17 protein-coding genes and 1 pseudogene are annotated in these 12,397 nt (G+C 62.1%); 5 read left to right on the top strand and 13 right to left on the bottom strand.

Going from position 1 to position 12,397, the window contains the following annotated elements; translation table 11 throughout:
* Positions 1-40: 40 nt before the first annotated feature.
* Positions 41-601, bottom strand: a complete 561-nt coding sequence (gene grpE / locus AVKW3434_RS18675) for a nucleotide exchange factor GrpE (RefSeq protein ID WP_272567926.1) — start codon at positions 599-601, stop codon at positions 41-43.
* Between the two features lie 218 nt (positions 602-819).
* On the opposite strand from grpE, the gene rpsF reads away from it, so the two are divergent.
* The 5 genes from rpsF (at position 820) to dnaB (ending at position 3,867) form a co-directional block, all read left to right on the top strand.
* The gene (rpsF, locus tag AVKW3434_RS18670; RefSeq protein WP_272551597.1) at positions 820-1,197 is read left to right on the top strand and encodes a 30S ribosomal protein S6; all 378 of its coding nucleotides are present in this window, start codon (positions 820-822) and stop codon (positions 1,195-1,197) included.
* A gap of 16 nt (positions 1,198-1,213) precedes the next feature.
* The gene (gene priB, locus AVKW3434_RS18665; protein ID WP_272551598.1) at positions 1,214-1,504 is read left to right on the top strand and encodes a primosomal replication protein N; all 291 of its coding nucleotides are present in this window, start codon (positions 1,214-1,216) and stop codon (positions 1,502-1,504) included.
* A gap of 18 nt (positions 1,505-1,522) precedes the next feature.
* Positions 1,523-1,804 carry a 30S ribosomal protein S18 gene (rpsR, locus tag AVKW3434_RS18660; RefSeq protein ID WP_011794373.1) on the top strand — a complete coding sequence of 94 codons (282 nt, stop codon included), beginning with the start codon at positions 1,523-1,525 and terminating at the stop codon, positions 1,802-1,804.
* A gap of 12 nt (positions 1,805-1,816) precedes the next feature.
* Positions 1,817-2,269, top strand: coding sequence for a 50S ribosomal protein L9 (rplI, locus tag AVKW3434_RS18655; RefSeq protein ID WP_272551600.1), 453 nt, complete (start codon positions 1,817-1,819; stop codon positions 2,267-2,269).
* Positions 2,270-2,454: 185 nt separating this feature from the next.
* Positions 2,455-3,867: a replicative DNA helicase gene (gene dnaB, locus AVKW3434_RS18650; protein ID WP_284395760.1), complete on the top strand. Its 1,413-nt coding sequence runs from the start codon at positions 2,455-2,457 to the stop codon at positions 3,865-3,867.
* Between the two features lie 94 nt (positions 3,868-3,961).
* Here dnaB and AVKW3434_RS18645 read toward each other — a convergent pair whose 3' ends face one another.
* The 12 genes and pseudogenes from AVKW3434_RS18645 to AVKW3434_RS18590 all read right to left on the bottom strand — a co-directional run.
* Positions 3,962-4,330: a hypothetical protein gene (locus AVKW3434_RS18645; RefSeq protein WP_284407020.1), complete on the bottom strand. Its 369-nt coding sequence runs from the start codon at positions 4,328-4,330 to the stop codon at positions 3,962-3,964.
* 16 nt (positions 4,331-4,346) lie between these two features.
* Positions 4,347-6,158, bottom strand: a complete 1,812-nt coding sequence (locus AVKW3434_RS18640) for a PhoH family protein (RefSeq protein WP_284407019.1) — start codon at positions 6,156-6,158, stop codon at positions 4,347-4,349.
* Positions 6,159-6,312: 154 nt separating this feature from the next.
* On the bottom strand, positions 6,313-6,798 hold the full coding sequence (locus tag AVKW3434_RS18635) for a peroxiredoxin (RefSeq protein WP_272551605.1): 486 nt from the start codon (positions 6,796-6,798) through the stop codon (positions 6,313-6,315).
* A gap of 161 nt (positions 6,799-6,959) precedes the next feature.
* Entirely contained in the window at positions 6,960-7,331 is a 372-nt protein-coding gene (locus AVKW3434_RS18630; protein WP_284395750.1) for an Mth938-like domain-containing protein, read from the bottom strand.
* An 89-nt stretch (positions 7,332-7,420) separates the two neighbouring features.
* Positions 7,421-8,056 carry a recombinase family protein gene (locus AVKW3434_RS18625; protein ID WP_284407088.1) on the bottom strand — a complete coding sequence of 212 codons (636 nt, stop codon included), beginning with the start codon at positions 8,054-8,056 and terminating at the stop codon, positions 7,421-7,423.
* Positions 8,057-8,311: 255 nt separating this feature from the next.
* Positions 8,312-9,277, bottom strand: coding sequence for a zonular occludens toxin domain-containing protein (locus tag AVKW3434_RS18620; protein ID WP_502869122.1), 966 nt, complete (start codon positions 9,275-9,277; stop codon positions 8,312-8,314).
* 56 nt (positions 9,278-9,333) lie between these two features.
* Complete coding sequence (locus AVKW3434_RS18615) at positions 9,334-9,633, bottom strand: DUF2523 domain-containing protein (RefSeq protein ID WP_272564868.1); 300 nt, start codon at positions 9,631-9,633, stop codon at positions 9,334-9,336.
* 2 nt (positions 9,634-9,635) lie between these two features.
* Complete coding sequence (locus AVKW3434_RS18610; protein ID WP_284407017.1) at positions 9,636-10,928, bottom strand: virulence factor TspB C-terminal domain-related protein; 1,293 nt, start codon at positions 10,926-10,928, stop codon at positions 9,636-9,638.
* A 111-nt stretch (positions 10,929-11,039) separates the two neighbouring features.
* Positions 11,040-11,381, bottom strand: coding sequence for a hypothetical protein (locus AVKW3434_RS18605; RefSeq protein ID WP_284407016.1), 342 nt, complete (start codon positions 11,379-11,381; stop codon positions 11,040-11,042).
* Positions 11,381-11,503: a hypothetical protein gene (locus AVKW3434_RS18600; protein WP_284407015.1), complete on the bottom strand. Its 123-nt coding sequence runs from the start codon at positions 11,501-11,503 to the stop codon at positions 11,381-11,383. Before AVKW3434_RS18600 ends, AVKW3434_RS18605 begins: the two co-directional genes overlap by 1 nt.
* Entirely contained in the window at positions 11,503-11,736 is a 234-nt protein-coding gene (locus AVKW3434_RS18595; protein ID WP_284407014.1) for a major capsid protein, read from the bottom strand. Before AVKW3434_RS18595 ends, AVKW3434_RS18600 begins: the two co-directional genes overlap by 1 nt.
* 479 nt (positions 11,737-12,215) lie before the next feature.
* A pseudogene (locus tag AVKW3434_RS18590) lies at positions 12,216-12,397 on the bottom strand (hypothetical protein); the annotation flags it as partial.

Raw genomic sequence — 12,397 nt, 5'->3', positions numbered from 1 at the left:
CAAGCCGTCGCCGTCAGTTTTTCTTTGGGTCGGCGGGTGCTTACTTGGGCGCGGACACCGTGACCAGGGCCGGGCGCAGCACGCGCTCGGCGATCACGTAGCCTTTTTGCAACACGGACACCACCGTGTTGGGCTCCTGGTCGGCCGGCACCATGCTGATGGCCTGGTGCTGGTGCGGGTCGAACTTGTCGCCCGCATTGGGGTTGATGGCCAGCACCTTGTTGCGCTCCAGTGCGGAGGTGAGCTGGCGCAGCGTGGCGTCCGAGCCTTCGCGCAGCTGTTCGATCGTGGCGTCCTTGATGGCCAGGGCCGCGGCCAGGCTGTCGGCCACGGGGAGCATGCTTTCCGCGAAGCTCTCGATGCCGAACTTGCGGGCCTTGGAGATTTCCTCCTCGGCGCGGCGGCGGGCGTTCTCGGCCTCGGCCTTGGCGCGCAGGAATTGGTCGGCGAGATCGGCGCTCTTGGCCTTCAGCTCGGCCAGTTCGCCCTGCAGGCGGCCCAGTTCATCGGAGGCATGTGCCGCCATCGCGGCTTCGACTTCTTCAGGAGAGGGGGAGGCGTCCCCATGAGAGGCGGTGGCTGGATTGTTTTGATCGGACATGTCGATTTCTTCTGAAAGTGAACGGTACGCGCGGCAAATGGGTGCCACGCGGCGGATTTCAAGCGAAAAGGCGACGTTTGCACGCAGATGCGTCGGGCTGGCGTCGGTCTCGGCCGGCGTGAGTGTACAAGCGACCGGCCTTGAGGCTATAATCGCCGGCTTTGCCTTGCCACACCGCTTCTAGACGCAGCGGGTGGTTTCATCCACAAGGAGTTTGCATGCGTCACTACGAAATCATTTTGTTGATCCATCCGGATCAAAGCGAACAAGTTCCAGCCATGCTGGAGCGCTACAAGGGCATGATCGTCGCCGGCGGCGGCAAGGTGCACCGCGTGGAAGACTGGGGCCGCCGTCAACTGGCGTACCTGATCAACAAGCTGGCCAAGGCCCACTACCTGTGCGTGAACATCGAAGCCGACCAGGCCGTGATGGCTGAACTGGAGCATGCCTTCAAGTTCAACGACGCCGTGCTGCGCCACCTGACGGTTCAAAAGAAGAAGGCCGACACGGGTCCTTCCTCGATGATGAAGACCGTCGAGCGCGAAGAAGCCCGCAAGGCCAGCCAGGCCGAGTTCGCCGCTTCGGGCGAGCGCTGATCCATCGACTGGAGGAGTGGAAAACCACGTTGTCCTCACCGCCTGTATCGCCGAGGCTCAGGCCCTGCGCTACACGCCCGCTGGCCTGCCGGCCCTGGATCTGAAGCTCGAACACGGGTCTCAGCAGCAGGAAGCCGGTGCACAGCGCGAGGTCAAGGCGGTCGTGAAGGCCATTGCCTTCGGCACGCTCGCAGAGCGGCTGGCAAGACAGGCGCTCGGCAGCCTCTGGATCTTCCGGGGGTTTCTGGCGACGTCGCGCAACGGCAAGGGGCTGGTGTTCCACATCCAGGATATTCAACAAGATTAATTTTCAAGAGGTCCGAAAATGGCCACGTTCAAGAAGTTCAACAAAGACAAGCGCCCGAAGCGCAACACCCAGTCGCTGCTGTTCAAGCGCAAGCGCTTTTGCCGCTTCACCGTCGCCGGTGTGGAAGAGATCGACTACAAGGATGTCGACACGCTGCGTGACTTCATCGCCGAAAACGGCAAGATCATCCCCGCACGCCTGACCGGCACGCGCGCCATCTACCAGCGTCAGCTGAACACCGCCATCAAGCGCGCGCGCTTCCTGGCCCTGGTGCCTTACAGCGACCAGCACAAGATCTAAGGAGCAACAGTCATGCAAATCATCCTGCTCGACAAGGTTGTGAACCTCGGCAACCTCGGCGAAATCGTCAAGGTCAAAGACGGCTACGCCCGCAACTTCCTGATTCCTTCGGGCCGCGCACGCCGCGCCACCGAATCCGCCAAGGCCGAGTTCGAAGCCAAGCGCGCCGAACTCGAAAAGGCCGCCGCTGCGAAGCTGGCCGAGTCCCAGGCCCAAGGCGAAAAGCTCGGTGGCACGACCATCAAGCTGACGCAAAAGGCCGGCGTGGACGGCCGCCTGTTCGGTTCCGTGACCAACCACGACATCGCTGAAGAGCTGAACAAGCAAGGCTACAAGGTCGTGAAGTCGCAGATCCGCCTGCCCAACGGCCCGATCAAGGTCGTCGGCGACAACACGGTGAGCGTGGCCCTGCACACCGACGTGGTGGTGGACGTGACCGTGTCGGTCTACGGCGAAACCGCTTAACGAAAAAGCGCTGCCTCTGGCATCGATCGCGAAGCCGCCCTCGGGCGGCTTTCGCGTTTCTGGCCTGCTGTTCCATGCACCGGTCACCCACCGCCTGTGAACAGCTTGTCCACAGACTTGTCATCCCAGTCTTCCCATCTGCCTGACGGTAACCCACCGCGCCCGCCGCGAGAGGACCTTTTGCCATGACCCTCGAGTCCCTTTCCATCGACGAGGATTTCGCTCCGGCGCCGGACCGCGAAGTCGCCCAGCTGCGCGTGCCGCCGCATTCCCTGGAGGCCGAGTCCAGCGTGCTGGGCGGCCTGCTGCTCGACAACATGGCCTGGGACCGGGTGGGCGACCTGCTGGTGGACGGCGATTTCTACCGGCACGAGCACCAGCTCATCTATTCGGCCATCGGCGCCATGGTGAACGCCAGCAAGCCCGCCGACGTGATCACGGTGTACGAGCGGCTGCAGGGGCTGGGCAAGGCGGAGGAGATCGGCGGGCTGGCCTACCTCAACAGCTTGGCGCAGTACGTGCCGAGCGCGAGCAACATCCGGCGCTATGCGGAGATCGTGCGGGAGCGGTCGATCCTGCGCAAGCTGGTCACGGCCAGCGACGAGATCGCCACCAACGCCTTCAACCCCAAGGGCAAGCCGGTCGAGCGCATCCTGGACGAGGCCGAGCAGAAGATCTTCGCCATCGGCGAAGAGGGCTCGCGCATGAAGCAGGGCTTCCAGTCGCTGGACACGCTGGTGGTGGACCTGCTGGACCGCGTCCAGGAAATGGCCGACAACCCCGTGGACGTCACGGGCGTACCCACGGGTTTCGCCGACCTGGACCGCATGACGTCGGGCTTGCAGGCAGGCGACATGGTGGTGCTGGCGGCGCGGCCGTCCATGGGCAAGACCTCGTTCGCCGTGAACATCGCCGAGCACGTGGCGCTCAACGAAGGCCTGCCCGTGGCCATCTTCTCGATGGAAATGGGCGCGGCGCAGCTGGCGGTGCGGATCGTGGGCTCCATCGGTCGCGTGAACCAGGGCAACCTGCGCACCGGCAAGCTGACCGACGAAGAATGGCCGCGGCTGACCGAGGCCATCGAGCGCCTGCGCACGGTGTCGCTGCACATCGACGAGACGCCGGGCCTCACGCCCAGCGAGCTGCGCGCCAACGCGCGCCGGCTGGCGCGCCAGTGCGGCAAGCTGGGGCTGATCGTGGTCGACTACCTTCAGCTCATGAGCGGCTCGGGCTCGTCCAGTTCGGACAACCGTGCTACCGAACTGGGCGAGATCTCCCGGGGCCTGAAGATGCTGGCCAAGGAACTGCAGTGCCCGGTGATCGCGCTGTCGCAGCTCAACCGCTCGGTGGAGCAGCGCACCGACAAGCGGCCGATGATGTCCGACCTGCGCGAATCCGGCGCCATCGAGCAGGATGCCGACATCATCATGTTCATCTACCGCGACGACTACTACAACAAGGACAGCAAGGAGCCGAACGTGGCCGAGGTCATCATCGGCAAGCAACGGAACGGCCCCACCGGCACGGTGAAGCTGTTCTTCCAGAAGAACCAGACGCGCTTCGAAAACCTCGCCATGGGCTCCGGCGACGATTTCTAGGCGCCTGGGGTCAAAAAGGCCTCCAGCACATATCTTTCTAGGGCGTATTGCTATCAATTAAATAGCAAGCGACCGGAATGCGGTGCAGTCCCGGTCAGCTGCCGCCCAGTGCCCAGGCCAGCAGCCCCACGGTGGCGACGCCGGTCAGTGCCACGGCGATCGTCAGGCGCTGGCTGCGCACCCGCAGCGCATCCACCGCGCGCACGAGCTGGGCGTTCTGCTCGGCGAGCGAGCCGATCAGCACGGCCGACGCCTGCTGCTCGGCCTCCAGCGCCTGCACCCGCTGGCGCAGCGCGGCCAGGCCGTCCTCCGTGCCGTTGGGCAGGGGCGCGGCGGCGGTGGCTGCCGGCCCTTTCTGCGTCTGGCCCAGCAGCCGCCGGGCGGCCTGCAGGATCTGGGGCGTCGCCTCGATCACGTCGCCCCAGGGCACCAGCTTCAGCGCGGTCATCCATCCCACGGCCATTACCGGGTGCTCCCGCTCACAGCACTTCGCTGGCGAAGTCCGCCAGGCGTGAGCGCTCGCCGCGCGCCAGGGTGATGTGGCCGCTGTGCGGCCAGCCCTTGAAGCGGTCCACCGCGTAGGTCAGGCCGGAGGAGCCTTCGGTCAGGTACGGCGTGTCGATCTGCGCCAGGTTGCCCATGCAGATGATCTTGGTGCCCGGGCCCGCCCGCGTGATGAGCGTCTTCATCTGCTTGGGCGTCAGGTTCTGCGCCTCGTCGATGATCACGTACTTGTTGAGGAACGTGCGCCCGCGCATGAAGTTCATGCTCTTGATCTTGATGCGGCTGCGGATCAGCTCGTTGGTGGCCGCGCGGCCCCATTCGCCGGCGTTGCCGCCGTCGCCCTTGGCCAAAAATTCCAGGTTGTCGTCCAGCGCGCCCATCCACGGGCCCATCTTTTCCTCTTCGGTGCCGGGCAGGAAACCGATGTCCTCGCCCACGCTCACCGTGGCGCGGGTCATGATGATCTCTGTGTAGCGGCGCTCGTCCAGCACCTGCGTGAGGCCGGCGGCCAGCGCCATCAGCGTCTTGCCGGTGCCGGCCGTGCCGGTGAGGGTGACGAAGTCCACCTCGGGGTCCATGAGCAGGTTCATGGCGAAGTTCTGCTCGCGGTTGCGGGTGTTCACGCCCCAGATGGCGTTCTTGGCCGAGCCGTAGTCCTTGAGCGTCTGCAGCACCGCCGTGCGGTCGCGGATCTCGGTCACGCGGGCGAACAGGCTGGGCTCGCCGGGCGCCTCGAAGTACACGAACTGGTTGATCATGAGCTGCGGCACGATCGGTCCGCCGATGCGGTAGTACGTGTGCACGCCGCTCTGCCAGCTTTCCACGTTCTTGCCGGTCTTGATCCAGAAGTCGGCCGGCAGCGCGAGCAGGCCGGAATACAGCAGGTCGCCGTCTTCGAGCGTCTTGTCGTTCTGGTAGTCCTCGGCGTTCAGGCCGAGCGCGCGCGCCTTGACGCGCATGTTGATGTCCTTGGACACCAGCACCACTTCGCGCGGGGCATGCAGCTTGCGCAGCGCTTCGACGACGCCGAGGATCTGGTTGTCGGCCTTGCCCTGGGGCAGGCTGGTGGGCAGGCTGTAGTCGAGCGGCGCCGTCTGAAAATACAGGCAGCCGCCGGCCGCGCGCTGGCCGGTGGAGTCGAGCTTGAGCCCGCGCGCGATGTCGGCGCCCTGCGCGGCGGCCAGGGCGTCGAGCGTGCGGCTGGCCTGGCGTCCGTTGCGGGCGACCTCGGTCATGCCTTTCTTGTGGCCGTCCAGTTCTTCGAGCACGATCATCGGCAGGAAGATGTCGTGTTCCTCGAATCGGAAGAGGCTGGTCGGGTCGTGCAGCAGCACGTTGGTGTCCAGCACGAACATCTTCTTGGGGCCGTTGCTGCGCACCTTGCGGCTGCGCGCGCTGGGTGCCGCAGTGGAGGCTGGTGCGGGCTCGGGCGCGGCGGTGCGTGCCTGCACCGGCTCAGCCAGGGCGGGCTCACGGGCCTGCACCGGCGCAGGGGCCGGTGCGGCGCGGCGGCGCGACGGCGCGCGCTGCTCGGGTTGCAGCGGTGCCTCGCTGGCCACTGGCGCGGGTGCACGCGCGGCAGTGCTTTCAGTGCGGGGTGCCGCATCGCGGGCGGACGGGGCCGTACGCGCGGGCTTGCGGGTGGAACGGGTGGCGGGAGGGTTGGCGGATTCGAAGGCTTCGACCGGTTCGTCAACGGCGGTCAGGTCCGCACGGGCCGCGGTCTGGTGGTAAGCATCCGGAGAAAGCAGCGCGGCGCGCCGGGTGGGGGCGGGGGGCAGGGGCATGGTGCAATGGCCTCGATGGGATGTTCAGAAAGCAAAAAGCCGCCTGGAGGCCAAGGCGGCTTTTGGGTGAGGGGAGGGCGTTGCGTTTCTCAGCAGCATCGACCCATTATGCATGCTCCCCATGACGGGCCGCGGCAGCCTGCCGCAGCCGGCTTCAGGCAGCTTTCTTGAGGGCCTTGATGGACTTCACGGCCTTGAGCACTTCGTCCACATGGCCCGGCACCTTGAGGCCCCGCCATTCGTGGGCGAGGATGCCGTCGGGGCCGACCAGGAAGGTGCTGCGTTCGATGCCCTTGACCTTCTTGCCGTACATGATCTTGTTCTTGACCACGCCGAACATGTGGCACATTTTTTCTTCGGTGTCGGCAATCAGTTCGAACGGGAGTTCGAGCTTTTCCTTGAAGTCGTCGTGCGACTTCATGTTGTCGCGCGACACGCCGAAGACGGCTGCGCCGGCCTTGACGAAATCTTTGTACTTGTCGCGGAACTGCATGGCTTCGGTGGTGCAGCCAGGGGTGTTGTCCTTGGGATAGAAGTACAGAATCAGAACCTGGCCAAGATGCGAGGTATTGGAGACCTTGATCCCCCCGGTCGCGTTGGCTTCAAATTCAGGTAGGGGTTTGTTGACAACGATCGCCATGGCACTCAATCTCTCAGGATGAAAGTCGTTGAAAAGCCGGGGGAGCGGTGTGTTATTGCTCTTGGAGGGCCCCCGACCGCAACCGGAGATTTTACCTTGAAACGGACTCTTTCGCACTCTTTCAGGCCCTGCAGTCTGTAACCAAAGTACACAACTGGCGGTCAAGGCTCCAGCAGCAGGGCGGCGACCACGTTGCGCCCCTCGCCCGCCAGGATGTTGTAGGTGCGGCAGGCCGCCGGGGTGTCCATGGTCTCCAGCCCCATGCGCTTGGCCATCAGCGGCTGCAGCCAGGCGGGCGGCGGAAAGCGGTTGCGCGTGCCGCTGCCGAAGAGGATGAGTTCCGCATCGAGCCCGGCCAGTTGCGCGAAGTGCGCCGGCGTCAGGTCTTCGAAGCGCGTGCAGTCCCACGCCTGGCGGAGCCCGCGCGAGCCGAGGATCACGCTCGTCGTGAGCTTTTCGCCGTCCACGCCGATCCAGCCGGGGCCGTAGGCGCTGATGGTCTGCGTTTCGGAGCGGTCGGGCTGGAATTTCATTCGCTTTGGATGGATATCCGTTTGTGGGAAAAGGTGCGCTACGAGGGGCCAAAGGGTGCCAGGGCGCTGCGGGAACTGTGGTCAAATTATTACTTTACCGCAGCCTGAAGCAAAGGCCCCAGCACAGGCCTGCGAGGGCCATACCGCGAATCCGAAGGGTTTTCATGTAACCGAACAACACGATCAACGACATGCCGCCCGACCCCAAAAGCCCGCGCAATGCGGGCTTTGTTACTTTCACCGGCAACCCACATGGCAACAACGCGGACTTCATCCTCAGCAGAAAGAGTAGCCGGGCGCCCATGCCTACCACCGCGCGATATGTGAGCAACCTGCCCAGCTACAACGCGCTCCCTTATGGTGGACCGTTCCAACTGCGCAAACGCACCCAAAGTCTGAAAAGCACACACCCCCCACGGGGTGGTGGTATCAAAAGGCTCAGTTAACGACCGAAGAGCCACGCCACGGGAACGCAAATCATCATGGATCGCCAACAAATCGATCAGCGAGCGCGCCACACGATCCAACCGCCAAAACACAAATACATCACCCTCACGCATGGACGCCAAACACTCACGCAGCACTGGGCGATGACTAACACCACTGGCCTTCTCCTGAAAAACATGTTGCACGCCAGCCCTAGACAAAGCATCCAACTGCAACCGAGTTTCCTGATCTCGCGTGGAGACACGAGCGTACCCAACCAACCTACCCCGCTGCTGCATCAAACCTCCTATATGTTCGTAACCGGGAACGAAACGTCGAATCTTTACGGCAATAACACCGGTGCGATCCAAAGAAAAACGCCCTAAAAAGGGCGCTGGCGACAAAGCGACAAAAGCCTTTGAACGCGGACAATGAGCAAGATAAACTCAGCTGCATGCAGACCACGACATGGCTAATAGGAGCAGCGGTAGCAGGTGCACTGCTAGGCTATGCGTGGACCAAATACAAAAGCAGGCGCAAACCGCTACTACGACTCAGGACGAGCCAGGAACAGGCTGCTTTTGATCCGGTTCAGACGACGTATTCCGCGAAGCAATATCGACGGGAACGGACTGGACGTAAGGATTGAACGGCCTGTCTATACGCCACTGGTTGCAAGCCTCACTACTCACATCGAGCAATCGAGCAGCGCCCGCATAACACTTGCAGACGCCATCAATACACATAGCGCCAGTGATGACAGGCATCACGACGACCTTTCGCAGGTGGTCATATGCAGGAGCAGTCCAAGGGCGATCAGACAGGCGAGGAATGAAATCCACGCGCTCATCAGGCAACGGCTGCACCATCGCCACAGCGGCACCCACTGACTGCGCCTGAGGCACCACTGCAGCCGGACCAGCAGCGGCGACCACAGGAGCAGGGGCAGGCGCAGGCGGATTTACCTTGGCCGAAATGGAGCCATAAACGCGCCAGGTCATAACGACTACGCCGACGAGCGCAAGCACCGCCACAGCCAGCATCCAAGGCACAGAGCGAATCGGCTTGATGTGCACGGAAGCGCTTTTGTACTGCCCGAAAACATGCTTAGGCAATCGGTAGCGCTTTTTGATTGGGGCGTTTTTCCACGCCGTCCGGCAGTTGTCCGCACACTCAGGCCATTCGTACCACCAGCGGCCCAGGATGCCCAACTCACGGAGGTGTACATGCCGGCCCACCAGGGCCCGCACGTTCGAATCAATGAGATTCGGGCCTTGCGTGATGATGTAGAAATCGAGCCCACGATGCCGATGCGTTTCCAGCTTGGCGACGTGGTCAGGCACCTTGACCCCAGGACCTCGAGGACGCCACACCCGCTGGACCTCATCAATGACGATGACCGCACCGTCAGGCACGAGCTCATGCCATCGCTCAGGCTCAGCAAGCTCCTCATGCTCAATCTTGAGGTCAGGGATGCCGTTGACAAACAGCTGGCGCCCCTTGGCGACGTCGGCGAGCATGGAAACGAGGGCAGCGGACTTTCCAGTCCCAGGCGCGCCAGTGATAAGGGTAAGCATCAGCCACCCCCGGCGTTGCCGCCAGTCGTTTGGAGCGCGAAGCGCTTCATGGCCATCCAGGCCAAGCCGGACACAATGCCGCCACTGGTGATCGCCATGGCATCGAAGAAGCCACACATGGCAATGAGCTGCAGCACCTCGCCGCCGAATCCAGCCATGGCCGCTTTGGCGGCATTCATGGCAGTGGAAACAGCCGTACTCGCACCCTCATAGGTTGTGTAGCCAAAACCGAGGGCGACCATGACGCGCGAAACGATGGGCCACGAAATTTTCGCGAGCCACTCAGCAATGCCTTCCATGGTCAATCCTTCCGGGACAAGCCCATGAACGACAGCACTGCCGCCAAGTAGGCAAAGCCGACAACGAGCGGGCGCACCCCGCTAGCGAAATCGCAGAACAAGTCCCATCGGAATTCCAGGTCCATCCCCATGGCGGACAGATGCCGAGGCGCTGGACACGATCCATTGGAAGGACCGAAGCCCTCCTCACGTTCAAGCTTCACAGGCACCGTTCGATTGGGCAACTCCTTCGCCTCTATCTCCCCGAGCTTCTGACACGCGACGATGTCCGGATGCTTCTCACAGAGGCTCTGCTGCTCTTCAGGCTTTGGCTTGTCCTCAGGCGCAGGGTCAGAATCCGGATCAGCATCAGGATTAGGGATAGCACGGTCCACAGGCTGCATATCCACACGGGTAGGCGCCCCGGGCGTAGGCGCTGGCACGATACGCACACCAGGCTGCAACCAAGGCCAGTTATTAGGCCCAAGCTCAGCAGACGGGTCATACTTTGGATTAGGTACGGGGTTACCAGTGGGCACAAACAACGGCCGGTGAGCAGGTGATGGTCCAGGCTCAGGGTTAATGAATGGCTGCTCAACAGGCAAAGGCGTACCAGGAGGAAGTTCCAGAGGCACCGAATCGGGCATGGTCCACCCAGGCTCAGAATTAGGATTAATGATCCTCTGCGCAAAGTCCTCAGGAGACTCAATAGTGTCAGTACGAGAGCCCTTGACGACACATCCAGCATCTGTAGGCACGGAGCCAGCGGGGCACGGCTTCTGCACACGCTCAATGCCGTTGAACTCAACACCAAACACATAGCCAGCGGGTTGGCCGATGAATTCATACGGGAACGAAAAGCCGCCAGTGCACTTAGTGCCACTGACCGAATAAGCCGCAACATGCGCGCCCTGAGGAGTCTGACGGGCGACAATAACTCGACAGGCTTCAGTAGCCGTTGGGAAGTTTTGGCCAGCACCGGGAAAGGTGTACTCCCACCGCACAATTACCTCATCCTCATCGACGCGATGCTTCCATTTTTTGTCGTACTCATCCCAAAAGACCTTGGCAGCCATCAGCAGAGATGCAATGCCCACACCGGCGCGAACATAAGGATTGAGAAAAATAGCAGCGGCAGCAAATCGGGGAGCATTAGCAGCCAATCGATAGGCCGCAGCCATGCGGGTAGTCTGCCCACCTACATTAGCAGTGAGCCCGCCGGCCTGATAGACCACGCGGCCATATGTAGCGTCATTGGCTGCAGCAGCATAAGTAAAGCCCGCAGGGCTGGCCGCAAAGCCAGGAGGGCTGGCCAACTGCGCATATGCAGCATTAGCAGCGCCGCAGCAGCACAACAGGACAGCGGCTACCAGCGCACGCATACGATCCAAGCCATGCCGAGCACTGCGGCAAATGCGGCCCAAAAATCAGGCGTTGTCATTTGTTTCTTCCCCTCTGAAAACGCGCGCCAGGAACATGACGGAATAGGTTGCGATCCAGGCTCCAGCGACCATCCAGCCCATGTACAAGCCGTCCTGCATCTGCAGCAGGCCACACGGCTGAGCGGTATACGTTGAGACAATCTGCAGCGGCGCACCGCCCGCAACGGGCTGCAGCCGATAAGTGATCGACGCATCAGCAACACCACCTATGTCCATGACATAGGCAGTGCCACCGTGCGAGACCACAGCGCCAACCTGCGCAGACGCAGACGCTTCAGCCGCCTGTTTGGCGGTCGGATAGCAGGCCGTGCCGACTTGGAAAGCCATCACAACCCCCTGCGCATGAACCGATGGCAAAAGAGCCACACGCGCGCCGACAACACCAGCGCTGACACGGCCACCGCGTTGTAGCCCATGCCCGCCAGCACTGGCGTAATCAGCGCGAGCATCAGAGGCCCTTGCGGAGGAACTTGATGGCGAAGACGGCGATGATTGCAACCAGCACAATGCCGGCCATCTCCATGCCGTCAGCCTTCATGCCGCCGAGGGCGGTCTTGCTTTCAGCAGGGATTTCCGCCAGGGCGGAACCAGCAGACAGGGCCAGGGCCGCACCAGCAGCAGCAGCCTTCGCGCCCACCTTGGCGCCGAACTTGCGGGCAACGCCCAGAGTGTTTTCGTACATGTGATTTCCTTGATTTACAACGCTGCGAAATTGCAGCCGGATACGCAGCGCGCTACGTATCGAGCTATCAATTTCCGCCCCTTGTGTTTAGTTTTACTAAACAGTCAGGGCAAAAAAAGAGACCGGGACCAAATGGAAAGCTACATTCGCTCGACCTCACGAATGCGCCGCAATATCAAGCAGAGAAAAAACACTATCACCCCTGCAAGAGCGGACAGAAAAGCCCACAAGAAGACAAATTCATCCATGGCTATGCCCGGTCCACCTCATAGGTCCGAAACACCACCGCCTCTCCTGCACAGTGGTCCTGAACCGCATCGACCGCAGCCTCAGGGGTCGAAAACGGCGTGGCGTTGACAATGAGCGGGGTGCTATCGACACCACCCTCTCCGTCAGCGCGTAGAAAGGTGTAGTCATCCGTTGACTGCACGTAGTACCTTGGGACTATTTGCATACGTCACCGGGAACGAAATGGGGCTTTACTGGCCCTTGCCGGTGGCAACAGCCTTCGGCGTGAGCTTGTGCATGACGGTTTTCATGGTCTTGCCATTGGTGACCATTTCCATGTCGGCTTCGGCCGAAAAAGGAAACGGCAGATGCTTGAACGCATCGAATTCAGCCGCCGTGCCGAGGGTGAATTCAGCAGCGCTCATGCCCTTGG

The organism is Acidovorax sp. SUPP3434 (assembly GCF_030159015.1).
GTDB lineage: Bacteria > Pseudomonadota > Gammaproteobacteria > Burkholderiales > Burkholderiaceae_C > Paracidovorax.
Note: the sequence above shows the minus strand (reverse complement) of the source record. Positions and strands in the feature narration are given on the sequence as shown.